The 24,185-nt window shown below is 50.4% G+C and carries 20 protein-coding genes; 7 read left to right on the plus strand and 13 right to left on the minus strand.

The annotated features are described in order from the left end of the window. Positions 1-9: 9 nt before the first annotated feature. The 5 genes from LLH06_RS01675 to LLH06_RS01695 form a co-directional block, all read right to left on the minus strand. Positions 10-672 carry a bifunctional 4-hydroxy-2-oxoglutarate aldolase/2-dehydro-3-deoxy-phosphogluconate aldolase gene (locus tag LLH06_RS01675; RefSeq protein WP_228171514.1) on the minus strand — a complete coding sequence of 221 codons (663 nt, stop codon included), beginning with the start codon at positions 670-672 and terminating at the stop codon, positions 10-12. Then, positions 669-1,712 (minus strand): sugar kinase, encoded by a 1,044-nt coding sequence (locus tag LLH06_RS01680; RefSeq protein ID WP_228171515.1) that lies wholly within the window; start codon positions 1,710-1,712, stop codon positions 669-671. The genes LLH06_RS01675 and LLH06_RS01680 overlap by 4 nt, the downstream gene beginning before the upstream one ends. Positions 1,713-1,721: 9 nt before the next feature. Further along, a complete protein-coding gene (gene uxaC, locus LLH06_RS01685; protein ID WP_228171516.1) occupies positions 1,722-3,119 on the minus strand; it encodes a glucuronate isomerase in 1,398 nt (465 codons plus the stop codon). A gap of 234 nt (positions 3,120-3,353) precedes the next feature. Continuing rightward, positions 3,354-3,845: a DUF4112 domain-containing protein gene (locus LLH06_RS01690; RefSeq protein ID WP_228171517.1), complete on the minus strand. Its 492-nt coding sequence runs from the start codon at positions 3,843-3,845 to the stop codon at positions 3,354-3,356. Between the two features lie 44 nt (positions 3,846-3,889). Continuing rightward, the gene (locus LLH06_RS01695) at positions 3,890-4,411 is read right to left on the minus strand and encodes a GNAT family N-acetyltransferase (protein ID WP_228171518.1); all 522 of its coding nucleotides are present in this window, start codon (positions 4,409-4,411) and stop codon (positions 3,890-3,892) included. Between the two features lie 91 nt (positions 4,412-4,502). On the opposite strand from LLH06_RS01695, the gene LLH06_RS01700 reads away from it, so the two are divergent. Further along, positions 4,503-6,953 (plus strand): prolyl oligopeptidase family serine peptidase, encoded by a 2,451-nt coding sequence (locus LLH06_RS01700; RefSeq protein ID WP_228171519.1) that lies wholly within the window; start codon positions 4,503-4,505, stop codon positions 6,951-6,953. A gap of 74 nt (positions 6,954-7,027) precedes the next feature. On the opposite strand, the gene LLH06_RS01705 is transcribed toward LLH06_RS01700, so the two are convergent. After that, entirely contained in the window at positions 7,028-8,017 is a 990-nt protein-coding gene (locus tag LLH06_RS01705) for a hypothetical protein (RefSeq protein WP_228171520.1), read from the minus strand. Between the two features lie 87 nt (positions 8,018-8,104). Between LLH06_RS01705 and LLH06_RS01710 the strand changes: the two genes are divergently transcribed. Next, the gene (locus LLH06_RS01710) at positions 8,105-9,109 is read left to right on the plus strand and encodes a dipeptide epimerase (protein WP_228171522.1); all 1,005 of its coding nucleotides are present in this window, start codon (positions 8,105-8,107) and stop codon (positions 9,107-9,109) included. On the opposite strand, the gene LLH06_RS01715 is transcribed toward LLH06_RS01710, so the two are convergent. Then, on the minus strand, positions 9,110-11,707 hold the full coding sequence (locus LLH06_RS01715) for a DUF3857 domain-containing protein (RefSeq protein WP_228171523.1): 2,598 nt from the start codon (positions 11,705-11,707) through the stop codon (positions 9,110-9,112). Between the two features lie 405 nt (positions 11,708-12,112). Next, positions 12,113-13,513, minus strand: coding sequence for an MBL fold metallo-hydrolase (locus LLH06_RS01720; RefSeq protein ID WP_228171524.1), 1,401 nt, complete (start codon positions 13,511-13,513; stop codon positions 12,113-12,115). Positions 13,514-13,665: 152 nt separating this feature from the next. Between LLH06_RS01720 and LLH06_RS01725 the strand changes: the two genes are divergently transcribed. Then, positions 13,666-14,037, plus strand: a complete 372-nt coding sequence (locus tag LLH06_RS01725; protein ID WP_228171525.1) for a BlaI/MecI/CopY family transcriptional regulator — start codon at positions 13,666-13,668, stop codon at positions 14,035-14,037. 19 nt (positions 14,038-14,056) lie between these two features. After that, positions 14,057-15,778, plus strand: coding sequence for a M56 family metallopeptidase (locus LLH06_RS01730; protein ID WP_228171526.1), 1,722 nt, complete (start codon positions 14,057-14,059; stop codon positions 15,776-15,778). An 85-nt stretch (positions 15,779-15,863) separates the two neighbouring features. Here the strand turns inward: LLH06_RS01730 and LLH06_RS01735 are convergent, their stop codons facing one another. Further along, entirely contained in the window at positions 15,864-16,307 is a 444-nt protein-coding gene (locus LLH06_RS01735; RefSeq protein WP_228171528.1) for a response regulator, read from the minus strand. Positions 16,308-16,319: 12 nt separating this feature from the next. Then, the gene (locus tag LLH06_RS01740) at positions 16,320-17,411 is read right to left on the minus strand and encodes a sensor histidine kinase (protein ID WP_228171529.1); all 1,092 of its coding nucleotides are present in this window, start codon (positions 17,409-17,411) and stop codon (positions 16,320-16,322) included. A gap of 270 nt (positions 17,412-17,681) precedes the next feature. On the opposite strand from LLH06_RS01740, the gene LLH06_RS01745 reads away from it, so the two are divergent. The 3 genes from LLH06_RS01745 to LLH06_RS01755 all read left to right on the plus strand — a co-directional run bounded on the left by LLH06_RS01745 (position 17,682) and on the right by LLH06_RS01755 (position 21,152). Then, positions 17,682-18,695 carry an LLM class flavin-dependent oxidoreductase gene (locus tag LLH06_RS01745; RefSeq protein WP_228171530.1) on the plus strand — a complete coding sequence of 338 codons (1,014 nt, stop codon included), beginning with the start codon at positions 17,682-17,684 and terminating at the stop codon, positions 18,693-18,695. Between the two features lie 193 nt (positions 18,696-18,888). Beyond that, positions 18,889-19,626 carry an acyl-CoA desaturase gene (locus tag LLH06_RS01750; RefSeq protein ID WP_228171531.1) on the plus strand — a complete coding sequence of 246 codons (738 nt, stop codon included), beginning with the start codon at positions 18,889-18,891 and terminating at the stop codon, positions 19,624-19,626. Positions 19,627-19,898: 272 nt separating this feature from the next. After that, entirely contained in the window at positions 19,899-21,152 is a 1,254-nt protein-coding gene (locus LLH06_RS01755) for a pyridoxal phosphate-dependent aminotransferase (RefSeq protein ID WP_228171532.1), read from the plus strand. Between the two features lie 219 nt (positions 21,153-21,371). On the opposite strand, the gene LLH06_RS01760 is transcribed toward LLH06_RS01755, so the two are convergent. The 3 genes from LLH06_RS01760 to LLH06_RS01770 all read right to left on the minus strand — a co-directional run bounded on the left by LLH06_RS01760 (position 21,372) and on the right by LLH06_RS01770 (position 24,001). After that, positions 21,372-21,866 (minus strand): hypothetical protein, encoded by a 495-nt coding sequence (locus LLH06_RS01760; protein WP_228171534.1) that lies wholly within the window; start codon positions 21,864-21,866, stop codon positions 21,372-21,374. Between the two features lie 89 nt (positions 21,867-21,955). Beyond that, complete coding sequence (locus tag LLH06_RS01765; RefSeq protein ID WP_228171535.1) at positions 21,956-23,314, minus strand: HAMP domain-containing sensor histidine kinase; 1,359 nt, start codon at positions 23,312-23,314, stop codon at positions 21,956-21,958. Continuing rightward, complete coding sequence (locus tag LLH06_RS01770) at positions 23,315-24,001, minus strand: response regulator transcription factor (protein ID WP_228171537.1); 687 nt, start codon at positions 23,999-24,001, stop codon at positions 23,315-23,317. It abuts the gene before it with no gap. Between the last annotated feature and the right edge of the window lie 184 nt (positions 24,002-24,185).

Consider the following 24,185-nt stretch of genomic DNA (forward strand, 5'->3'; position numbering starts at 1 on the left):
GGTTCAGTATCATCGGCTGGTTTGCACCAGTTCGATAGCTTTTAAAGTATCGTTGTATAATTGATCGTAAAGTTTGCCTTCAAGCACCTGCTTGCTGATCAGCTTGCTGCCCATGCCCACGGCGCATACCCCCGCACGGAACCAGGTAGCGATGTTGTTGGCTTCCAGCTCAACGCCTCCGGTAGGCATGAACAATTGCCCGCGGAACAGCTCAGCGATGGACGACAGGAACGCCGGCCCCAGTATATTGGCAGGGAATAGTTTGATCAGCGCGGCATCGGCGCATTGGGCGGTGTAGATCTCGGTAGGGGTCATACAACCCGGGATCCACAACATATTGCGGTCATGCGCCATTTTGGCTACCTCGGTGTTAACGATGGGCGATACCAGGAAATCGGCCCCGGCATTGATGAAGGCATCGGCCTCATGTACCGATTTGATAGTGCCTATACCCAAGTGCAGGTCAGGCATCTCGGCCTGTTGAAGATCCTTTAGCTTTTTAAAGTTGTCTAAAGCTGCATCGCCGCGGTTGGTGTACTCAAATACACGTACACCGGCGCTATATAAAGTACGGGTGATCTCAACGCTTACCTCGGCATCTTTGTAAAAAAAGAGCGGCAGCATGCCCTGGGTCACTATACTATCTAATACTTCCTGTTTGGTCTTCATCATTTTATAGCTTTTTGTATCTCGTCGATGCCTTTATCGGTAGCATCGGCGTTCACGAACAGCTTGGTAAAAGCTGCCGCGGTGGCAAGGTCAACGATCTGTTGCGGGTCATTACCGTTGTAAAAACCGTAGATGAGGCCGGCCATATAACAATCGCCGCTGCCCACCTTATCAATGATCCGCTCGGCACGATGCTCGCCCGAAAGGTACACTTTATCATTGGTATACAGCACGGTGTAATACTCAACATCAGTATTATCATGCGCCGTGAACCTGAAAGTGTTGGCCACCGCCTTACATTTAAGGAAGTTTTTGATGATGTTCTCCGACGTGTTCTGCGCTTCCTTCACGTACAGGCTTTTTTGGCCCGACTCGGTCACCAGTTCATCTACCTTAACACCCAGCATGCGCTCGGCCGCCCAAATGTTACCCATGATCAGGTCGCAGTACTGCGCCAGTTCAGGCATCACATCGATCGGTTCTTTGCCGTATTTCCACAGTTTGGCGCGATAGTTCAGGTCCACCGATATGGTAATGCCTTTGGCCGAGGCTACTTTAAGCACCTCCAAACAAACATCGGCCGCGTTCTGGCTAATGGCAGGGCAAATGGCACTAAAGTGGAACCAGGTAACGCCTTCCAGCACTTTGTCCCAATCTACCTGACCTGGTGTCAATTCGGCAAAGGCCGAGTGGGCACGGTCATAGATCAGGGCGTCGTTCTTCAGATCCTGTCCTTTGGTTAAAAAGTACAGGCCTACGCGGTTGCCGTGGTAATAAATGGCCGAGGTGTCGATCTTTTTGTCGTTCACAAAAGATACGATCTGCTCTGACATACCATTTTTGGGCAGTGCGGTAAAGTAGCGTGATGGAACGTCCCATAATGCCAGTGCGGTAGCTACGTTCAGTTCGGCACCGCCAACAAATACGGGCAGGCAATTATCCTGTAACCACTGGCCATCGGCATCAGGGGTGAGGCGCAGCAGCAGTTCCCCGTAGTTGAGTACCGAACCTGTGGTATGATCTTTACTTAAAAGGTCGTTCATTTGCCGTTATCAAAAAGGGAAATAGTTCTTGGCGTTATAATAGCAAATGTCCTGTACCACTTTACCGGTCCACTCGATATCGTTAGGCAGTTCACCGTTCTCGATATCATCGCCCAACAGGTTACAAAGGATACGGCGGAAGTACTCGTGACGAGGGAACGACAGGAAGCTGCGCGAATCGGTCAGCATACCGATGAAGCGGCTCAGCAAGCCCATGTTCGACAAGGCGTTCATTTGCTTGATCATACCATCCTTTTGATCCAGGAACCACCAGCCCGAACCGAACTGTACCTTACCGGCCACCGAACCATCATTGAAGTTACCGATCATAGTAGCCATCATTTCATTATCGGCAGGGTTAAGGTTGTAGATGATGGTCTTGGCCAGTTTATCCTCAGTATCCAGCTTGTTCAGGAACTTTGACAGGGCACGTGCCTGGCTAAAGTCGCCAATGGAATCAAAGCCGGTATCAGGACCTAACTGGGTCAGTAAACGGGTGTTGTTGTTACGCAGCGCACCTAAGTGGAACTGCTGTACCCAACCACGCTCATGATCCCATAAAGCGAACTGGAACAACAACGCCGATTTGATCTTCAATATCTCCAGCGGTAACAATACCTTGCCGGTGCGGATCTTATCGAATATATCTTTGATCTCGTCTTCAGTATAGTCCTCGGCGTAGATGTTCTCCAAACCGTGGTCTGATACCGAGCAGCCGTTCTCGGCAAAAAAGTCATGACGCTTTTTAAGGGCCGACAGGTAGCTGTTATAATCGGTGATGCTTACGTTGGCCACTTCTTCCAGTTTGTTTATGTACTGGTTCATGGCAACGGTATCATCGGCGTTCATGGCCTTATCAGGGCGGAAAGCCGGTAACACTTTAACCACGGTATCGCCCACCAGTTGCTGGTGAAAGGCCAGGTTATCGATCGGGTCGTCGGTGGTGCAAATGGTCTCCACCTTCATTTTTTTGATCAGTCCTTTAACCGAGTACTCTGGCGTTTGCAACATGGCCGTACAATCATCATAGATCTGCTTGGCCGTTTTAGGCGACAGGATATCATTGATGCCGAAGTAGCGTTGCAGCTCCAGGTGGGTCCAGTGGTATAAAGGATTGCGCAGGGTGTAAGGCACGGTGGCCGCCCATTGCTCAAATTTTTCGTAGTCGGTCTTGTTACCGGTGATGTAGCTCTCGTTAACACCGTTGGTACGCATGGCGCGCCACTTATAATGATCGCCGTACAGCCAAATGTGGGTCAGGTTCTTGAAATTAAGGTCCTGAGCGATCTGGTCTTGTGGTAAATGGCAATGATAGTCAATGATGGGAAGGTCTTTGGCGTACTCGTGGTACAGGCGCTGCGCGGTATCGGTCTGCAGCAAAAAATTCTCGTCTAAAAACTTTTTCATAAGATGGTAGGCAGTCAAGCGTTGCCAGGTTCGTATCGGTGGCCGCCCTGTGCGGGTAGCAATGGTTCGTTATGTTTTATTTACACACGGCTTTAACGGCCATGCGTAAAACACAAACTAAACAATAAAAATCGAGGAATTGAAAGTTTTGGGGCTTAAATGCTGATCAGCACGGCAAAAAACTACGCAAACGTTTGCCATTGGTGTAATGGCCGTTTTTGGCATGATAAGATGTTAGAAAGCATGGATAATTACCGACACTAACCAATAGCTCAGGTAAACGAAGGCGGCCAGGAACAATACCAGCACGATCACGATCATGGCGATCACGCCATTGCCGCTACCTTGGTGCCGGCCCTCCTCATAATGTTCCTTTAATAGCTTGATGTTACGCAGGTTGGCCTTGTAATAAAAGTCGAACACCTGACCGACTAGCGGTATGGCGCCGATCAGGCCATCGATCAGCACGTTCACCAACATCAGGATGATCACCTTGCGGCTGGCACCGTTGCGGGCCATGGTGATCAGCAGGGCAGCGCTCACCATCATACCGGCAGCATCGCCCGCTACGGGAAACAGGTTGATGATGGGGTCGAGCCCGAAGCGGAAGTTGGTGCCCGGGATCCTGAACTGGTCATCAAATAAGTGCGCTATACGCTCTACCCATTTGAGGCGACCGGTGAGGATGACGGGTTGTTTGTTGCTGGGCAGATCACGTGCAGGCATGACCTATTAACTGCTTCACGGGCAGATGGTTTGCATTTGTCCGCTCATTCTACCGGGCCCAGCGCCGAATAAACGTGCTCATCATAGATCACGTCATTCTTATACACTGAACTTTTGATCACGCCTTGCTTTTGGTAACCGGCCTTTTCCAGCACCCGCATCGACTTTGGGTTACCGCTGAACACCAGCGCCTGTATGCTAATGATATCTAAGTTGTAGAACGCATAATTGGTCACCAGTTTTACGGCTTCGGGCATGATGCCGCGGCCCCAGTATTCCTGGCCCAGCCAGTAGCCGATCAGCGGCGTTTTGCGGTACACATCGGCGCGCAGCTCCAGGGCTATGCCGCCCACCACCTGGCCGTCCACATCAATGGCAAAGTTCACCAGCGGGTCCTGCTCCATGCAGTAGGCCACCCAATCCTCAGCATCCTTTAAGGTGTAAGGGTTAGGGTAACGGTCGAACAAATAGGCCGATACGTTGCGGTTATCGGCATGTTCTTGTAATGAGGTCTCGTCGCCGTGCCGCCAGCCGCGCAGGGTAAAAGTGCTTCCGTGTAGTTCCATTTGTGTAAAGATCGCATCGACATTTAGGGTGCGATGCCCTATATGCGCAAAATAGCCATTATATTTATCAGGCTTGTACTTTAACTCCTTTATGAAAAAACTGTTCGCATTATTACTGATCACGGCATCGGCGGGTACCCATGCACAAACGCTCCAAAAGCTCACCATCGAAAAGATCATGAGCGATCCCAAATGGATGGGCACATCGCCCGAGGGCGTACGCTGGGCCGACGACAGCCGCAAGATATACTTCAACTGGAACCCTGATAAGGCCGACCGCAGCGCCCTGTACAGCATTACCACCGGCGATCTGCGCCCGCAAAAGGTAAGCGCCGACGAGCGCCGCACCCTATCTTCAGGCGGTGTTTGGAACAAGGCCCATACCCGCAAGCTTTTTGAAAGTAACGGCGACATCTTTTTGTCGGACGTTAAGAATGGCAAGGTGACCGCCATTGCCGTAACCACCGACCGCGAAAGCAACCCTACTTTTAATGCTGATGAAACGCAGGTACTGTTCACCCGTAATGATAACCTGTATGCGCTCAGGCTGAACGGTGGTGCCTTAAAACAACTCACCAACTTTACCCGCGCAACAGCCGCCGCGGCAGTGCCGACCGCTGGTGCCGGTATGCGTGGCGGTGCAGGCCGTGGTAATGCCACCCCGCCCACAGCTGCCCGAGGTGGCAACGCCGAGACAGGCAACCCGCAGGACCGCTGGCTGCGTGCCGAGCAGTTAGAACTGTTCGAGGTGATACGCGAGAAGGATAAGAACGACAAGGCCACCGCTGCCGACCGCAAGGCCATGCAGCCTCTCAAAAAATTAAAAGAGATCGCCATTGGCGAGCAGTCGCTAAGCTATTTGCAGCAAAGCCCTGATGGTCGCTATATCACCTATCGTCTGATCAGTGCGGCGGTGGGCGCCAAAAATATCCAGGTGCCCAACTACGTTACGCCTACTGGTTATACCGAGGATATCCCCGGCCGTACCAAGGTGGGTGCGCCACAGTCTACCTCCAGGTCATACATTTATGATACCGGGCGCGATACGGTTTACGCCATCTCGACCAAGGGGATACCCGGCATCAAAGACCTACCCGATTATGTGAAGGATTACCCTAAGCAACTGGAAGAGCGCACCAAACGTAACGACGACCGCGCGGTAGTGGTACAAGGACCGATCTGGAACAGCACCGGCAAATATGCTGTAGTGGTAGTTACCGCACAGGATAACAAGGACCGTTGGATCATGAAGCTTGATCCGGCCACCGGCCAGTTGAGCCTGATCGACCGCCAGCGCGACGAGGCCTGGATAGGAGGGCCCGGCATCAGCGGCGGCGGCTTTGGTAACGCCAATACCGGCTGGGTAGATGATACGCATTTTTACTTCCAGAGCGAGGCCACCGGTTACTCGCACCTGTACGTGGTCGATGTGGCCAATGGTCAAAAGAAGCAACTCACCAGTGGCAAGTGGGAGGTGTCAGACCTTTACCTGTCCAATGATCATAAAACGTTTTACTTTACCGGCAATATCGAGCATCCGGGCATCAGCCATTATTATAAACTGCCTGTCAGTGGCGGCAAACCGGTAAAACTGACCGGCATGAAGGGTGGCAACAACGTAAGCCTGTCGCCCGATGAAAAGTGGCTGGCCATCCTATACTCTTACTCCAATAAACCGTGGGAGCTTTACCTGCAACCCAATAAGCCGGGCGCAAAAGCCTCCAAAGTGACCACCTCAACTACGGCCGAATTTAACTCATACGCTTGGCGCGAACCGGAGATGGTGACCTTCAAGAACCGTTATGGTGCCGATGTTCACGCACGTGTGTATGCGCCTAAAACACCGCACCCAAGTAAGCCTGCAGTGGTGTTCGTTCATGGCGCCGGGTATCTGCAAAATGTGCACTACTGGTGGAGCTCGTACTTCCGCGAGTATATGTTCAACAACATGCTGGCCGATAATGGGTACACCGTGATCGATATCGATTATACCGGCAGCGCAGGCTATGGCCGCAACTGGCGCACGGGCATCTATCGCCACATGGGTGGTAAGGACCTTGACGACCAGGTGGACGGTATCAAGTTCCTGGTCGACAAATATGGCGTTGACCCAAAGCACGTGGGTATGTACGGTGGCTCTTACGGCGGCTTCATGACACTGATGGCCATGTTCACACAGCCCGACGTGGTGGCCGCAGGTGGTGCCCTACGCTCGGTGACCGACTGGGCCCATTACAACCACGGCTATACCAGCAACATCCTGAACGAGCCTTATACCGACGAGAAAGCCTACAAGCAAAGCTCGCCCATTTACTTTGCCAACGGCCTAAAAGGCCGCCTGCTCATGGCGCATGGCATGGTAGATGTGAACGTGAACTACCAGGACATCGTTCGGCTTACGCAAAAGCTGATCGAGCTGCATAAAGAGAACTGGGAGCTGGCCTCATACCCAGTAGAGGACCACGGCTTTGTACAACCCAGCAGCTGGACCGACGAGTACAAACGCATTTATAAATTATTTGAGGAGACGCTGAAGAAATAAACGTTATGCTCCTAACGAAGAAAGCCACCCGGTGCATTACCGGGTGGCTTTCTCTTTTTATAGGGTAAGAAAAATTATCGTTCTAACTCCACGGCCGCGGCGCCGATCTTGTGACCGTCGCGGGTGAACAGGAAGCTCATAGGGTGATCGGGGTTCTTGATGATCTCTAACAATACAAAGCCCCAGCGTTTCCAAAAGTTCTCCAGCACCTGGCCGTAGGTCTTATTTTGCCATTCATCAAAGGTGGGGCGGCTGCTGGTACCGCGTAGTGGCATGGCTTCGATAAATATATCGCCACCCACGGGCATCACCTCGTACTCGGGCAAACGGTTGAACAAAAAGGCCGAATAGAATACCCTGGCGCAGAACTCCTCGAACTGGGCCGGGTGCAGTACATCTTGATGGATCTTTTCCAGCATTTCGGCATGGTAGCGCTTGTTGGCGCCATTATCCTGCAGGCAAATGATCAGGCCAAAGTCCTGTATCCTTAGCGAGAAGGTGAGGGTGTTGATCTCGTCGCGGTACGAAAATTCGTTCTCGGCATTATCTACCTTGAAAATGAACAAGCTGAACGGGTTGAACCCATCGAATATGATCGGCAGGTTAAGGGTTTGCAGCATGAGGTGCAGGTTACCGAATTTGTGGATGAGCGCCTCCGAGATGTTGAACTGCTCGCCCTGTGCATGCTGCTGCCTTATGCCGGCCTGTATCTCATTAAAAATGATCCCGTAAAGTAGCTTGCCCGCCCATTGGAATAACCGCAACGGTTCCAGTTTGGTCACGCCCTCATAACCCTTGTTAAAGGCGTACTCGATCTCGGCCTCCAGCGGTAACAGGTACTGGTCATTAACGGCCGATGCGCAGGGCAGTTTCAGGTCCTTGTAGCCTACGTAGTTCTCGTCCAGCAGTTTGATCACCTTGTCTTCCAGGCCGTAGCGGCTCATCAGCCAGGTAGGGAAGACCTGTATCTTCTCTTCTTCGCTGCTCAGCGCCTCACCGGTCAGGAAACACGTGCCATTGCCAAAATTGAACCGTTTGAACGGGTTGTATGAAGTTGCCAACATGCGGCAAAGATACATAGCCCCACCCAAACCCTCCCCGGAAGGGAGGGCTTTTTGTATCCGTTAAAATGCTTAGCTTTATTTTTTGATATGGAACTGACATTTGAGCCCTACGAGTTACAACTGAAACATCGCTTTACCATTGCCCGCTTTTCGCGCACTTTTACCCCGCTTATGCTGGTGAAGATCACGCATGAGGGTGTGACCGGTATAGGCGAGGCCTCAATGGTGCCGTACATGGGCGAGAGCTTGGAGACCGCAACGGCTTTCCTGAATCAGGTGAATGCTGATAAGTTAGATAACGGTTTCCAGTACGCCGAAGTGATGGCCTATCTGGATAGCCTGGCGCCTGGCCAGCCCGCCATTAAGGCCGCCATCGATATAGCCCTGCATGATCTGCAAGGCAAACTCACCGGCCAGCCCTGCTGGAAGTTACTGGGGAGCGACCGTGCACTAATGCCGGTGACCAGCGTGACCATTGGTATGGATACGCCCGAAGTGATCATTCAAAAGGTACGTGATGCTGCCGGTGCCAAAGTGATCAAGGTGAAGCTGGGTGGCGATGACGACCGCATACTGATCGATACCGTAAGGTCGGTAACCGATGTGCCTTTATTTGTAGATGCCAACCAGGGGTGGACCGACCGCGACCGCAGCCTTGAACTGGTACACTGGCTGCACGAGCAGGGCGTGCAACTGATCGAGCAACCCTTTGCTAAAACCGACATCGATAGCAATGCCTGGCTTACCGAGCGCAGCCCGATCCCTATACTGGCCGATGAGGCCGTACAGCGTTTAGCAGATATCGCTCGCGTGGCCGGTGCCTATCATGGCATCAATATCAAGCTCATGAAATCGGCCGGGATGTACGAGGCACACGAGATGATCAAAGCCGCCCGCCAACACCAAATGAAGATCCTGATCGGCTGCATGAGCGAGACCAGCTGCGCCACCCTGGCCGCTGCCGCCCTTGCCCCCCAATGTGACTGGGCCGACCTGGACGGACCGCTGCTCACCAGCAATAACCCCTTTGAAGCTCCGCCCTTTGTGGATGGCAAATGGGTGCTTACTGATAAGCCCGGACTGGGGCTGTGATCAGGAATTTAACTGATCTTCGCGTACCGGCCTCAAGGGCGTTTCGGCGGCCTCATACCTATAGTTGTGGCGTGGGTAGGGCACAATGAACGTGCGTTCAACACGAGCCGATCTTTTAAAGTACGGTATCCAGATAGCAGCTACCACAATGGCCTTAAAAATCGAAAAGACCGCATCGTTACTTACCTTGCCATTGTTCAACTGTGATGCCACAGCATAATCTGCAATATGATAAATGACGCTCAGGGCGTATAGGCCGGTAATGTATTTTGGCAGGATATCGCGTCGGTTGATGAGCAAAACCAAGCAGAAAATGGCATAGCTGATCATGAACGTGTTCATCACCATTTCGAAGATGAGTGTACTCTTGATGGCCCATTGATCAGTTCCAGGTAGCTGAAGGTTCCAGGTCTGCAGGTCAAAATAATTGGCCTGTAACATAGAGACCAATACCGCAAAGGGTGTAAGGAACAGGCTGATCGCGACCAAAATGAGCCAGCCGCCCAAATTGGTAAACCCGGCGCCGGGTTCAAATATGATCCCGTCGGTATCGGTACGGTAGATCTTGATGCCCAGAGCCACTAACCCGCCTGCTAAGAGTGCCGCAACGGCCATCATCCAGTAATTAGGCCTGAACGGTAGCTGTGATCGGTCGGGCGTGTAGCTGATCACGTACGACAGGAGGTCATCACCTGCCTTGTCGGCATCCATTTTATAACGTTTCAACTTGTTCACCGGTACCGCGTTGCTCAGGTTGGTAAATGAATAATACAGGTGCATGGTATCGCCATTAGCCGCGGTGCGTGCCGTAAGGTCGAACAAGCCGTTGTTGATCCTTTGCTGTCCTTCATCGATACTCCAGCCGCCGGGCATGATCACATTGATGGTTTGGTCGATGTGGCAAGGGTAGCTAAGCGCAAGCGGTACATGGGCATCATCAGCAATGTTGAGCATCACGTTGTTCACATAATTAGCATAGAACGATGCCTTATATTTACCTGATACACTGTCGCGCTTCAGCATGTCGGCAATGCGGTAGTGCTCAATGGTGGTCAGTACGTTCTTTACCGGGTCGTCGATCACGGTCAGGGAGTCGGCAGCGGCGGTCTTGGGGTGCGAGCGGGTGTAGTACTCCAGGTAGCCTTTCTCCGTTTCGGCCATACTTTTGTTGGCCAGTTGATCGCGCATACGGTCGGCCTCGTTAAGGGTATATACTGAGGTTACGTCAAGCTTTACGCTATCCTTTTCATTACGTATGGTGTAATTTTCTACATAAGTGGACTTGCCCGCTTTGCCTGGCTCCAGCGTGCTCAGGGCATTGGTGCCCGGCTTAACGATCAATCCTTTAGCGTAGGCTGGGAAGTAGATGTTGGTGCCGGTGCCTCGCTGGTATGACATGGTCGCATCCACATTCACTCGGCGGCCATTCACCACGGCGGTCACCACCGCATGGTCAAAGGCATTGGGCGATGGCAGCAGGTCGGCCACGTGGCCTTTCAGGCTAGAGTTCACCAGTACCATATTGGCTTCTATACCGTTGGCGGTCAACATGGCCACCAGCAGGCGGGCCTTGTCCTTACAATCGCCATAACGCTGGGCAAATACCTTTTCGGGCGCATTGGCGCGGTGCGAGTACTCACCTATCTCGATGCCCATGTAGCGCACCTCGTCTTGTACGAAAGTGGTGGCCAGCCTGAAATATCGTTGGGCATCGCCGTTGGCCTCTTTCTTGAACGCTTGTACCTGCTGGGCCAGCGCACCTTTTACAGTGGGTGCGGGCGGGTTCACCTTGAGCGCCCAGTCGGCCACCTGCTGCCAGTTCCGGTAGTCGGTGATGAGCAGGTGGGCATATTCATTGTGCCAGGAGGCCTCGCCATCGTAATTGTGGGCGGCCGGCATCTGGGTGCTTTGCCATTCGTAACAGGTGAGGCCGTTCTTGCTGCTCACTTTGGGCTGTGGTACCTTGTTCAGGTACTTGAAGTATAACGGCCGCTGAGGCGATACCAGCAGCGAGCGGTATACCTGTGCCACCGGCTGCGACCATTGAAAGTACCAATCCTTTGAAAAGTGCCCGTCAAATATGGGGTTACGACCGGTGATGGTGTATGAATATTCGATGCGGTCGCCTTTTCGGATATCGTCCAATATACAATAGGCCGAGTAACTGCCCTGGTAAATAAAGCGCGAAAGCTCCTGCTCATCGGCCATTACCTTGAAGATGCCTGGCTTTAACCGCTTTTGCGGTAGGCCGTTGCGCCACACGGTAACGTCATGAAAGCTGAGCTGCTCGTAAGCCGGGTCGAAGCCGATGTCGATCTGTGAGCCGTTCTGTATGCCGGCCTCTGATATGATCTCGGTGATCATGTGGCGGTGGGTGGCCTGCGCCTCCACATTGATCTGCTCTTCTACCAATTGGTAAAAATAGCCGTTCTCGACCGTGCGGAGCGGCACCTTTTTATCATAACGTTGGTAAGTGTTGAGCCAGGTTGGGCGTGGCGATATATGTACCGCAGGAGTAGCGGCCCTTGTTGTAAGCGAAAGGCCGGCCAAAAACAGCCCAATGAGCAGGATGGATAAGCGTAAAGGTTTAGTGTGCATAATGTGCCCTTAAATTAATGAATGGCACGATAAAATGCAGCTTATTGATCAAGATATTTTTTAGGCAAGAAAGGACTCGCTAAAGTACTCTTAAAGTGAAGCTCAACTTAAAGCCCTCCCTCCCGGGGAGTGATGGGAGCGCTGTTCGGAGAGGCTGTTCACTGTTACACCGCTGTAACAGAATTCCCCAAATTTCCCCACTTTTCAGCATTACGAAATTCGTAAAAACCCAAATTTTTCCAGAAAAAACAACGTTTTTCAAGAATGTAACACCAAATGTAACAGCATTTAGCCTAATGTAACACCCAAATGTAACACTTGCAGGGCTGTCCGCTGGCGCTAAAAGGGCCGACCGGCGGTATCATTACGAATTTCATAATGCTTGGCAGTACACATCCAGCTACTCTATAGCTCTATTTTTTGGTGCTGGTAAGGTATCTCGATGTTATCAAAACCTTTGTCTTTCAAGGTTTGGGCAAAGTGCTGTTGCACATCATACTCGCCATGGATCAGGAACAGGTTCTTGACCTTGGCCGGGTCCTGGCAGCTTAAAAAATGCAGCAGGTCCTCGTAGTCGCCATGGGCGCTCATGCTCTTGATCACGCACACCTTTGCCTTTACATCATACTGATCACCAAATATATACACCTGCTTGTTGCCGTTCATTAATTGGCCACCCAGGCTGCTTGGCTCGCAATAACCCACGATCAGGATAGTGTTCTTCTCGTTCTCGATGTTATTGCGGATGTGGTGCCTTACACGGCCCGCCTCGGCCATACCTGAGGAGGAAATGATCACCATTGGGCGCGGGTCATCATTCAGGGCCATTGATTCCTCGGTAGACTGCACGAACCGCAACCCTTTGAAACCGAACGGGTCATGGTCGGTCTTCATTACCTCTTTCACCTCTTTATTGTACTCTTCGGGGTGGTCCTTGATCACCTGCGTGGCCTTGTCAGACAGGGGGCTATCTACAAAGTACAGCGTATCCGGCAGGGTATTCTTCAATTCCAGCGAGTTCAATGCATACAGCAACTCTTGCGTACGGCCCACACTGAACGCGGGGATGATCACCTTGCCACGTTTAATGATGCAGGTCTCATGGATGATCTCGCGCAGGGCATCAGCAATGGGGTCAAGGTCTTTGTGTAACGAATCACCATAGGTCGATTCAAGCAGGATATGGTCGGCTTGCGGAAAGGTTTGCGGACTGCGCAGTAACAGATCGCCGTAACGGCCCACATCGCCACTGAAGGTGATGCGCGTCTCTTTGTTATCTTCTTTGATGGTCAAATGTATCGCAGCGCTGCCGATCACGTGCCCGGCATCGGTCAGCATGAACTTTACGTTAGGGTTGATGTCGGTCTCTTGCTGATACTCCACTACCTTGAACAGTCTTAAAGCCTCCATGGCCTGCTCTTCGGTGTATAGCGCGCTTAGTGTTTCCTGGCCTTTCTTTTTGCGCTGGCGGTTCTCAAAATCGGCGTCCTGCTCCTGTATCTTGGCCGAATCCATGAGTAGGATGCGGGCCAGTTCCATGGTGGGAGCAGTGCAGTAGATCGGGCCATCGTAGCCCTCGGCCACCAGCTTGGGTATCAGTCCGCAATGGTCAATATGCGCATGCGACAAGATCATGGCATCTACCTTTTTGGGGTTGAAGCCAAAATGCTCGTTCATCTCCTCGGTCTTTTCGCCAAGGCCCTGGAACATGCCACAGTCCAGCAGTATGCTGGTGCCATCATTAAGCTGAACGATATGTTTGCTGCCGGTCACCTTGCGCGCAGCACCATGAAAAGTTATATGCATCAGTACTTAGGTTTTAAGCTGTACAACTGTGCATGGCAACAAATGTTGGTATAGCGTATAAAATAATTTGTCTACTAAATAATTAGTTGTAGCTTTAAATTATTGAGCATAAGCTGATCGAACTAGTGGTCAGCGTTTTATTCGTACTTTTTATGGAGATCAAAGAACTTACCCGCGCCGAGGAGCAGCTGATGCATGTGCTCTGGCAGATCAAAAAGGGTTATGTTAAAGATGTGATAGACCGCCTGCCTGAGCCCAAACCGGCTTATAACACGGTATCTACCATTATCAGGATATTGGAGACCAAGGGTTTTGTAGGGCATACCGCTTACGGCAAAAGCCACGAATATCATCCGATCATTAGTAAGGATGAGTATCAGAACTTTGCCTCCGACAAACTACTGACCGGCTATTTTGATAATTCGGTGAAAAGGATGTTCTCCTTTTTTGTGCAAAAGGAAAAGATCAATGTAAAAGAGGCCGATGAGATCATGAAACTTATCGAAAAGTTCAAGGACCAATAACCTTTAACCGCATACCGCTATGACCTGGTGGCACTATTTATTGCTGAGCAACCTGTACCTCATCCTGTTCTACGGGTTCTATGTGGCGCTGCTGCGCCGTGAGACCTTTTTTCAACTTAACCGGATCTACCTGGTCAGTTCGGCCGTGGTATCATTTGTGATCCCGCTAATGCAGTATGACCTGGTCAAACAGTGGTTCATTACCCAAAAGGTACAGCAAACCATCTATAGCGCCAGCCCATCGGTCATTTATCAGTTCAACGGCATGCAGCCCGATAACGTGACCACAGGCGAGATACTGCGTTTTATTTACATGGCCGGTATAGCAGTGCTGAGCATTAAGTTGATGTGGCAATTGTTCGCGCTCAATAAGATCATACGCAACGGTACGGGAGCAGCGGCCTGGTCATTTTTTAAAAAGATCAGGGTTGATGATGACCTTGCCGACCGGCAGGTGATCATGGCTCACGAGGAGGTGCATGCCCGCCAATGGCACTCGGCCGATGTGCTGCTTATCGAGGTCATTATGATCATCAACTGGTTCAACCCAATGGTATATCTTTATCGCCGGTCGATCAAAAATATACACGAATTCATCGCCGATCGCGATGCGCTTGAAAGTGGTGTCAATAAGGCCGAATATGCCATGCTGCTGGTGAGCCAAACATTCGATACGCCGGTGCACCATCTACTGAACCCATTCTTTGATGGCAGTGTGCTCAAGCAGCGCATCATGATGCTGCAAAAGAACCGGTCGAGCTATGTGGCACTGATCAAGTACGGATTTTCGGCACCGTTGTTCGCTCTCATGCTGATCTTATCATCAGCAACGATCAATAACAGCAAGGTGATCAAAACGATCAGGAAAGAGGCCCTCACTATCTTAGATGCGCCTGCGCCGGTAACAATGGATCAGATAGCGCCTGAACAGCAGATCGCTGCCCCGCCACAGCCACAAGAGGAATTGCACATGAGTGCCGCCGACCTCAAGACCAGCAATGATTTGGTGGTGCAAGACAAACCCGTTACCATTGCTGCCGACCGCGTTGGTAAAAGCGTTGACACACTTAAGCCTGACGACCATCATGAGGTTTTCACCGTGGTTGAAAAGTTACCGGAGTTCCCGGGTGGCGTTAGTTCGTTCTTCAATTTCCTGCATAAGAACCTGCGTTATCCCGAAGAAGCCAAACAAAACAACGTGCAAGGCCGCGTGAACGTGACCTTTGTGGTAAGGCGCGACGGCTCTCTGGATGATGTGAAAGCATTAAGCGACCGTTTAGGTGGAGGTTTAAGCGAAGAAGCGGTAAGAGTTATTAAAGCCTCGCCTAAATGGATCCCTGGCGAGCAAAATGACCGTAAGGTAGATGTACAATACACCGTGCCGGTGATCTTCAACATGATGAACCAGGAAGATGCACAACTTCGAAAAGATTCACTCCGGGAAGTACCTAAGATCGTGTACCTGCGCAGAAATACTTTTTCGACAGGTTCGGCATCCACCGACAGTACATCAGGAAAGAAAAAGGTCACGGTAGTTTTCGGCTATAAAGTTAAGGACGCCTCCAAAGATGTGGCCCCTCTGTATATGATCGACGGTAAAGAGGCTCCCGAAAACTTCAAGATCGGCTCTTTGTCGCCGGACAAGATCCAATCTATAGATGTACGTAAGCGAGGCGATGTAGCTCAGGGTACGAGCACCGATCGCAGCGTGATCAGTATCACACTTAAAAAGGATAAATAAGTACCTGCTAATAGGAATAACAAAAAGCCCCTCTCATTACCTGAAAGGGGCTTTTTAGTTGTTATGAAAATGCCTGGGATCCTTATCAGCTCAATTCTTCAGTTTCAGGGAAATACTGGTTCACCAGCTCTAATACCATTTCGGGGCGAAGAGGCTTGTGATAGAAAGTGGCTATATCTTTGTCTTTCATGGCCCGGTCGCGGTCGTCGGTGTTGAGCGAGGTGGTCAGCATGATCACCACGATGCGTGCCTTCTGCGTTTCAGGAAGTGCATGATATGCCTCCATAAATTCCCAGCCGTTCATGCCCGGCATATTGATATCTAAAAAGATAATACCCGGGCGTTTAATGTCCTCGGTACCTTCATACTTGCCACTATAGGTCAAAAATTCGAGTGCCTCCACGGCAGAAGTAAGGGCCTGTACGTCCACGTCGAGGCCTGCGCGCTCGATGATCTTTTTGTGCAGAAAATTGGTAGGCTTGTCATCGTCGATCAGCAATACGTGATCAAGATCTCTGATCTTCTTCATCTATAATAAATATTATAAAGCCACAGTGAAACTAAAGGTACTTCCCTGGTCAGGTACCGAGTCTACCTCTATCTCGCCGTTGTGCATAACAGCTATCTTTTTGCAATGGGCCAGGCCAATGCCGTTGCCCGGATACTCGTCGCGGTTGTTGAGGCGCTGGAAGATCAGGAATATCTTGTCCTTGTGTTTTACATCGATGCCGATCCCATTGTCGGCCACAAAGAACCGCCAGCCCATGCTAAATGGTTCTGCCTTGATCGTGATCTCAGGAGCTACACCGCGGCGAGTAAATTTAACGGCGTTAGTGATCAGGTTCTGGAACAACTGGCGCAGCTCGGTAGGGTAGGCCTTAATGATCGGCATATCATCGATATGCAGCCTGGCGCCCGACGCGATGATCAGTGAATCAAGGTCATGGATCACCTCACTAAGCAGGGCGTTCACGTTCACCATCTCCGTGCCACGGCTTTTGCCTATGCGCGAATGGTCCAGCAGGTCCTTGATCAGGTTGCGCATCCGCTCTGATGCCTCTTGTATAAAGTCGATGTACATTTGCGCATCATCGTCATGCACATGAGCGTATTCCGTTTTAAGCAGGTCAATAAAGTTACTGACGGTCAATAGAGGCTCCTGCAGGTCGTGCGAGGCAATGTAAACGAATTGTTCCAACTCCTTGTTCTTAAGCTTTAGCTCGTTCAGGTGCTGTTCGAGGGCCTGTGCGGCCAGCATCTTGTCGGTAAGGTCGCGGGTCACTTTGGTGAAACCGATGATCGTACGCTCTGGGTCACGAATGGGCGTGATGAGCACGCTTCCCCAAAAACGGCTGCCATCTTTACGAACGCGCCAGCCTTCATCAAAAGCCTTACCTTCGATACGGGCCCTGTTCAAAAGCATGTCGGGCTTTCCCTTAAGCCTGTCCTCTTCGCCATAGAACATCCTGAAACTGTTGCCTATAGCCTCTTCGGCTTTATAACCTTTGATCTTTTCGGCGCCTTTGTTCCAGTTCTCGATATTGCCCTCTGTATCCAGCAGCAAGATGGCATAGTCCTCTATCTCGCCCACCATGTTCAGTAACAAAAAGTTCTTTGCCTCGTCGGTCATCATCTATGCGAAAAAAAATGGTCTTTGGGATCTTGCGAGAAATACTTTAGGTAGGATGAAATTAATGAAATGTTTTCCTGTAGAGCAGTATTTTTTGACGAAACAAACGAACACGCTATTTATTTTCACATGGGTAAATTTACCATTACACTATAGTTAAACAGATGTCGTAAGTCAGCGTTATCATGCCATTTTGTAAACATTGCGCCATAAAAAGAGTAGATGAATGACAAAACATTTTCTTAGCCTGATAATTGTGTTGATGAGCACGATATGAACAATATAAAACTAAGTGTGCTTGACCAATCACCCGTGCGTAAGGGTGTGAGTGCAAGCCAGGCCGTTCAGGAAACTGTAGAGTTAGCCAGACTGACCGATCAACTAGGATACACCCGTTTCTGGGTGTCCGAACATCATAATACAGGTAGCCTTGCAGGATCTACCCCCGAAGTGCTTATCGCCCATTTGGCAGGCCAAACGCAGCATTTGCGCTTAGGTTCAGGTGGCGTGATGATGCCCAATCATAGTGCGCTTAAGGTAGCCGAGAACTTTAGGATGCTGGAAGCTATGTTCCCGGGCCGTATAGACCTGGGCATGGGCCGCGCGCCGGGTACCGACAGGCTGACCGCATCGGTGCTTAACCCATCGAACCAGTTTCGCGAACAGGACTTTGTGGAGCAGTTGATGGACCTGCAGAACTATTTTCATGACACGGCGGAAACAGGCCCTGTAGCCGCCAAGATACGTGCCATCCCCATGATCGATACCGTGCCTGCGCAGTGGCTATTAAGCTCAAGCGGGCAAAGCAGCCTATTCGCCGCACACTTCGGGATGGGTTTCTCGTTCGCCCACTTTATTAACCCGGTGGGTGGTGCACAGGCCGTAGAGCTTTATCGTGCGCGTTTCACACCATCGGCCGATCTGGCAGCGCCGGAAGCTAATGTGGCCATATTTGCTTTTTGCTCAGAGGACGAGGAAAAGGTGATGCAGCATCAGGCCGTGATGGACCATCGTTTCCTGCAATTTGAAAAGGGTGGAGGCATCGTACCGCTTAGCTATGAGGATGTGAAAGATGCTCAATATACTGCCCAGGACCAGGAGCGCATCCGGATGAACCGCCGCCGCATGATCGTGGGGACACCGGAGGACATGAAGGCGAAAGTTACCAGTTTGGCCAATACTTATAACGTAGATGAGGTGATGTTAGTGACCATAGCTGAAGACTTTAACGACCGTTTGAACTCATATAAATTGATGGCCGATCAGTTCCAGATATCTTTACAGTGAAATACCGCACCATATACTTTTTTGGGATACAAAGCGTTATAACTGAACGTTAAAAGGTATCAGAGCCGGAGGTTTTACCTGCCGGCTTTTTATGTGGAAAACAATTAACATGTTGCATTATTAATGCTACCTTTGCGCAAATATTTTGTACACTAAAAAATTGTTATAGCATTGTACTATAACAGCTTAACATATGATCATAATCATATTCTTTGTTTGTCACTGGTTCTTGTCGTTGTTCTTTCAAACGTTCTATCTGCATAGGTATGCAGCACACAAAATGTTCACCACTAACAAGGTGACCGAACGTGTGTTCCACACGCTTACTTTTATTTGCCAGGGGCCTTCGTTCCTGAACCCGCGTGCTTATGCGATCATGCACCGCGAGCACCACGCTTACAGCGATACTGAGAAAGATCCTCACTCACCTCACTTCTTTACCGACGTGTTTCAAATGATGTACAAAACGGCCGTTAGTTTCCGTTTGTACGAGAAACGTTTGAGAGAGCCTGAGGCACAATTTAAAGGCAATTATCCGGAATGGCACCTACTTGATTATTACGGATCACATAATATCACTCGTGTGTTCTTTGGTTTGCTGTATGTAGCTTTCTATGCTGTATTTGCTGACCACTGGTACCTGTGGTTGTTACTGCCTATCCAATTCATAATGGGCCCATTGCATGGCGCTATCGTTAACTGGTGCGGTCACAAATACGGTTACACCAACTTTGATAACGGCGATAAATCAAAGAACACTACCCCGTTCGACTTTTTGATGCTGGGCGAACTGTTTCAGAACAATCACCACAAACGCCCTAACAGCCCTAACTTTGGTGCCCGTTGGTTCGAGATCGATCCGGTATATCCGGTGATGAAGGTGATGCACTGGATGCGCATTATTCGCCTGCGTAAACCTGCGGCCGCTTAAGCAGCCACATTAGATACAAACAAGAAGAGCCATTGATCCAACGGCTCTTCTTGTTTTCAGACGCTCCTCGTTGGCTTATAAATGTCAGCGATCGCTGAAAAAATGTATGACCTTTGCAGGTTATTACAGCTTTTTACAAATAGCTCTGTCGGAGCGAATGATCTGGGTTTGGATCAACGGTCTGAGACCTCTTTGAGACAGCGTTATCTTTTTAATTGGTCTGTTAAGGGTCGGGCGGTTTGCCTATCTTTGCCGCTCACAAACATACCATTATGAGCGTTTCGGTACTGGCTCAAACCCTCAAGGGTTCTGAGATCATTAAAATTGGCAACGAGATCAACGAGTTAAAGCGTCAGGGACAGCAGATCGCCAACCTGACCATCGGCGATTTCGACCCGCATATCTATCCTATTCCTGAGGAGCTGCGCGATGGCATCATTGCCGCCTACCAGGACAACCAAACCAACTACCCACCGGCCGACGGTATACTGGACCTGCGTAAACAGGTAGCCACCTTTTTGGCAGATGAGCATGGCATCCAAGTGACCGCCAATGAGGTGCTGATCTCGAGCGGATCGCGCCCGCTGATCTACTCTACCTTTTTAGCATTGGTAGATGCCGGCGACAAAGTGATCTATGCCCTGCCATCATGGAACAACAACCACTACTGCCATATCACCGGCGCTACCGAGATACAGGTAGAGACCAAACCCGAAAATAACTTTTTACCAACAGCTGCCGACCTAGAGCCGCACCTGAAGGGCGCTACGCTATTGTGCCTTTGCTCGCCGCAAAACCCTACCGGTACTATGTTCGGTAAGGAAGAGTTGGAGGCCATATGCGACCTGGTGATCGCCGAGAACGCCAGTCGTGGCGAGGGCGAAAAGCCATTGTACATTATGTACGATCAGATATATGCCATGCTGACCTTTGGCAAAAAGCATTACGACCCGGTTACCCTGCGTCCTGAGTTGAAAGATGTGACCGTTTATATCGACGGTATATCGAAATGCCTGGCCGCTACCGGTGTACGTGTAGGCTGGGGCTTTGGTCCGGAGAACATTATCTCCAAAATGAAAGCTATTGTAGGTCACATGGGCGCCTGGGCACCTAAGGCCGAGCAGGTAGCTACTGCACACTACATTCAGGATACTCAAAAGCTTCACGCTTACCTGGATACCTTTAGTGCACGCGTACAGGCCAGCCTCACCAAGTTATACCAGGGCTTTACTGAATTAAAGAACGATGGCTTTGCGGTTGATGCTATTGAACCAATGGGTGCTATATACCTCACCATTAAATTGGACTACTTAGGCAAGACCACCCCTGACGGACAAGTTCTCCAAACCTCGGGCGATATCAATTTTTACCTCATCAAAGCTGCGCGTGTGGCATTGGTGCCATTTTCGGCATTTGGTACCGGCGAAGAAGTGACCTGGTTCAGGGCATCGGTAGGTACATCCACCCTGGAAGATATCGAGAACATGATCCCACGTATACGCGAGGCGCTGAGCCAACTGAAATAAGCGATCATGTACATTATATAAAAGGCGGTTATTGACCGCCTTTTTTTGTGGCTGATATCTCAATTGGTATTTAACAAATAAGGCCGCCCGTATCGCACCGGCGGCCTTAAAAACAAACACTAAACAAAACTACAGGATATAGAACACTATGTCTTCCGGACCCCGGGCATGACCGTGGTCAGCTTGACGGTCTTTCCGAAAAGCGTTCCTGCATTATCTTTAAGCATTGGCCGCGGCCAATGCTTCCAATATCTTTTTTACCCTACCCGGCAGGTCTGGCTCATGATCGATGGTCATCACCTTCATTCCCAGGCGTTGCACCATCAACTCTGGCGATATGCTGTTCTTATTCAGTTTGCGATACGCATAATGGTTGAGCATCACAATATCGTCCACATCGTTGGTCTGTAAGTAATCTCTGAACACCGCTACGGTACTTCCGTAAAAGAACTCGATGCGGATATCGTGAATACTGTCGGGGTTGGCTTGCTTCAATAAGGCACAGGCATCATAAAAACCACTGCTGATCTTTTGGTACTCCGCCGACCGACGCGATAACTTTTCCAGGTCGGTAGGGTTATCGGTCAGCTTCATCAGGTGCACCAATATCACCTCGATCTTTTGCGGATACAGCCGCTTTGCCAGCACCGTGATGCAGCCCAGCATGGCTGGGTCAAGATCAGTAGGTATGAGCAAAGTCCGTATAGCTTTCATGACTTTAAGCGATCATTGCATTGGTTATATACAATGGTAACGCCGGGTCATTAGTAACTATTAAGATAATGATTAGAATTTGATGAGGATCAGCTTTGGCTTGCAACCGGAAGTTGTACCTGAACCTGCGTGCCGCGGTCGATCATGGATGTGATGTTGACCGTGCCCTTGTGCATGCGCACGATGTTGAAAGTAAGCGGCAAACCCACGCCATGACCCATAAAATTGCTGGTGTTGGAGGCACGGAAGAACGGCTGGAAGATGTGCGGCAACTCGGCGGGAGGGATGCCGATGCCGCGGTCGGTCACAGTGATGTTCACCTGATCGTTCATGTTGGATAGCCTGATCACCACGGGCAGGTCATTAGAGTATTTACAGGCGTTGTTGATGATGTTGGTCAGCGCAAGCAACAGCAGGTTACTTGATCCGTACAGCGTGATCAGCGCCTCATCGTCAGGCATGGCCGATAGGTCGAGCTCGATTTTGCCTGCCGGACGTATCTTCTTTACTTCGGCTATGCACATCCAGATCAGCTCATCGGCCCTAATAAGTTCCCGTTCCTGTTTTTTACCGTCGAATCCCGTTTGGGCCAGCATTAGTAAGCTATTCAGTATGCTGATCAGCTTGTCGGTCTGCTGGTCAATGGTCTTGAACACCTCGCGCTGTTCGGGGTTCAGGTCTTTGCGGCCAAGAGCCAGCTCCAGCTCACTCGTGATCACTGTTAGCGGGGTACGCAGTTCGTGCGAGGCATTGCTCACAAAGTTGTTCTGCGTGTCAAAGGCCGTTTCGAGCCGTATGAGCATGTTATTATAAGTGTGCGTCAGTTCGGCTATCTCGTCCTTGCCGGCGGGCTCCTGCAGGCGCAGGTGCAGGTTATCAGAGCTAATGGTCTTGATCTGCTCGGTAAGTTTACGTATGGGGTCAAAGGTGTAGTAAGAGAATGCCTTACCCACAAAGAATGCTACAATGAGCGAACCTGCAAAGCCAACGAGCAGGATCTTCTGCAATTCTTCCAATTCGCGCAGTCCGTACGGGTTACGTGCCGATACAATGATCAGGTACTTACGGTCGTTAAGGCTCACGGCCTTGCCGGCCAAAAAGGTGTTCCTGTATTTGATGCGGGCGCTGCCGCTGGCCCTCATCTCATCAATGAACTCTTTGGGAAAGCCCTGGGTATCGAACTTGCCTTCTTTATCGGCGCTGATCACATACTCTTTCTCGTCATTAAGTACCTCCAGGTACTTTTTGCGTACTTCGGCATAAGCCCGGCTGCGTTCACCTGGAAAAAGCCGCGTTTGCGCCGTGATGTTCACGCGGGTCTCCAGCCGTTTAAAAAAATCCTCGTAATTGAATTGATAGTCAAAATAAAGAATGAACGCGTTGAGCAGCAACAGAATGCCTGTTGACAGGAGTACGAACAGCAGCGTTATCTTACTCTGTATGTTCATTTACTCTTCGTCGTCCTTCATCATGTATCCCATACCGAACACGGTGTGGATCAGCTTGCGCGAGCCGGTCTTTTCCAGTTTTTTGCGCAGGTAATTCACATAAACGTCCACCACGTTGGTACCCAGGTTAAAGTCGATGTCCCACACACTTTCCAGTATCTGTATGCGCGATAGTACCTTTTTCTGATTCTTGATAAAGTACTCGAGCAAGCGGTATTCGGTACTGGTGAGGTTTAGAGCTGTGCCCCCGCGCGATGCGGTCTTGGCCTCGGTGTCTACCTCAAGGTCATCAATGATATACAAATGACTGGGCTGCTGACCTTCCGTATTGCGGCGCCTGAGCAGGGTACGTAAACGGGCAGCAAGTTCGGCTATCTTAAAGGGTTTTACCAAATAATCATCGGCCCCGGTATCAAGCCCGGTAACGATGTTGTCGGTTGAGTTGAGAGCGGTGAGCATCAGGATAGGGATGTTCTTATCCTTCTCGCGTATGCGGCGGCATATCTGTATACCATCGAGCCCGGGTAGCATCACGTCCAGGATCACCAGGTCAAAGGAATGGTTGAGCGCCATTTGCAGGCCGGTAAGCCCGTTAGAAGCTGCGCTTACCTCGTGACCATGTTCAGCAAGGCCACGTTTGATCACTGATACAACATTCGGTTCGTCTTCAATAAGTAGGATAGCCATATGCAACGGGTAAATTATTGGTTAGCAGGTGACCATGCACCTTAACAAACATAGGAGATATAAATTAGAAAGTGATGAGATGTGGCAGTTGGTGCGGCTTAAATAACCTCATCCTCAATGCAACACCCTGTTCAAATGATGTTTCATCAGACATAATATGCACAGTTAAATACGTTATTAATTA

Origin of the sequence: Mucilaginibacter daejeonensis (assembly GCF_020783335.1) — a bacterium.
Taxonomy (GTDB): domain Bacteria; phylum Bacteroidota; class Bacteroidia; order Sphingobacteriales; family Sphingobacteriaceae; genus Mucilaginibacter; species Mucilaginibacter daejeonensis.

Excerpts from the sequence above, each read along its gene's own strand:
- LLH06_RS01755 (WP_228171532.1), top strand. The coding sequence starts at position 19,899 with ATGAGCGTTTCGGTACTGGCTCAAACCCTCAAGGGTTCTGAGATCATT.
- LLH06_RS01680 (WP_228171515.1), bottom strand. The coding sequence starts at position 1,712 with ATGAACGACCTTTTAAGTAAAGATCATACCACAGGTTCGGTACTCAAC.
- LLH06_RS01695 (WP_228171518.1), bottom strand. The coding sequence starts at position 4,411 with ATGGAACTACACGGAAGCACTTTTACCCTGCGCGGCTGGCGGCACGGC.
- LLH06_RS01675 (WP_228171514.1), bottom strand. The coding sequence starts at position 672 with ATGATGAAGACCAAACAGGAAGTATTAGATAGTATAGTGACCCAGGGC.
- LLH06_RS01700 (WP_228171519.1), top strand. The coding sequence starts at position 4,503 with ATGAAAAAACTGTTCGCATTATTACTGATCACGGCATCGGCGGGTACC.
- uxaC (WP_228171516.1), bottom strand. The coding sequence starts at position 3,119 with ATGAAAAAGTTTTTAGACGAGAATTTTTTGCTGCAGACCGATACCGCG.
- LLH06_RS01765 (WP_228171535.1), bottom strand. The coding sequence starts at position 23,314 with ATGAACATACAGAGTAAGATAACGCTGCTGTTCGTACTCCTGTCAACA.
- LLH06_RS01760 (WP_228171534.1), bottom strand. The coding sequence starts at position 21,866 with ATGAAAGCTATACGGACTTTGCTCATACCTACTGATCTTGACCCAGCC.
- LLH06_RS01690 (WP_228171517.1), bottom strand. The coding sequence starts at position 3,845 with ATGCCTGCACGTGATCTGCCCAGCAACAAACAACCCGTCATCCTCACC.
- LLH06_RS01770 (WP_228171537.1), bottom strand. The coding sequence starts at position 24,001 with ATGGCTATCCTACTTATTGAAGACGAACCGAATGTTGTATCAGTGATC.
- LLH06_RS01720 (WP_228171524.1), bottom strand. The coding sequence starts at position 13,513 with ATGCATATAACTTTTCATGGTGCTGCGCGCAAGGTGACCGGCAGCAAA.
- LLH06_RS01735 (WP_228171528.1), bottom strand. The coding sequence starts at position 16,307 with ATGAAGAAGATCAGAGATCTTGATCACGTATTGCTGATCGACGATGAC.
- LLH06_RS01745 (WP_228171530.1), top strand. The coding sequence starts at position 17,682 with ATGAACAATATAAAACTAAGTGTGCTTGACCAATCACCCGTGCGTAAG.
- LLH06_RS01725 (WP_228171525.1), top strand. The coding sequence starts at position 13,666 with ATGGAGATCAAAGAACTTACCCGCGCCGAGGAGCAGCTGATGCATGTG.
- LLH06_RS01750 (WP_228171531.1), top strand. The coding sequence starts at position 18,889 with ATGATCATAATCATATTCTTTGTTTGTCACTGGTTCTTGTCGTTGTTC.
- LLH06_RS01740 (WP_228171529.1), bottom strand. The coding sequence starts at position 17,411 with ATGATGACCGACGAGGCAAAGAACTTTTTGTTACTGAACATGGTGGGC.
- LLH06_RS01730 (WP_228171526.1), top strand. The coding sequence starts at position 14,057 with ATGACCTGGTGGCACTATTTATTGCTGAGCAACCTGTACCTCATCCTG.
- LLH06_RS01705 (WP_228171520.1), bottom strand. The coding sequence starts at position 8,017 with ATGTTGGCAACTTCATACAACCCGTTCAAACGGTTCAATTTTGGCAAT.
- LLH06_RS01715 (WP_228171523.1), bottom strand. The coding sequence starts at position 11,707 with ATGCACACTAAACCTTTACGCTTATCCATCCTGCTCATTGGGCTGTTT.
- LLH06_RS01710 (WP_228171522.1), top strand. The coding sequence starts at position 8,105 with ATGGAACTGACATTTGAGCCCTACGAGTTACAACTGAAACATCGCTTT.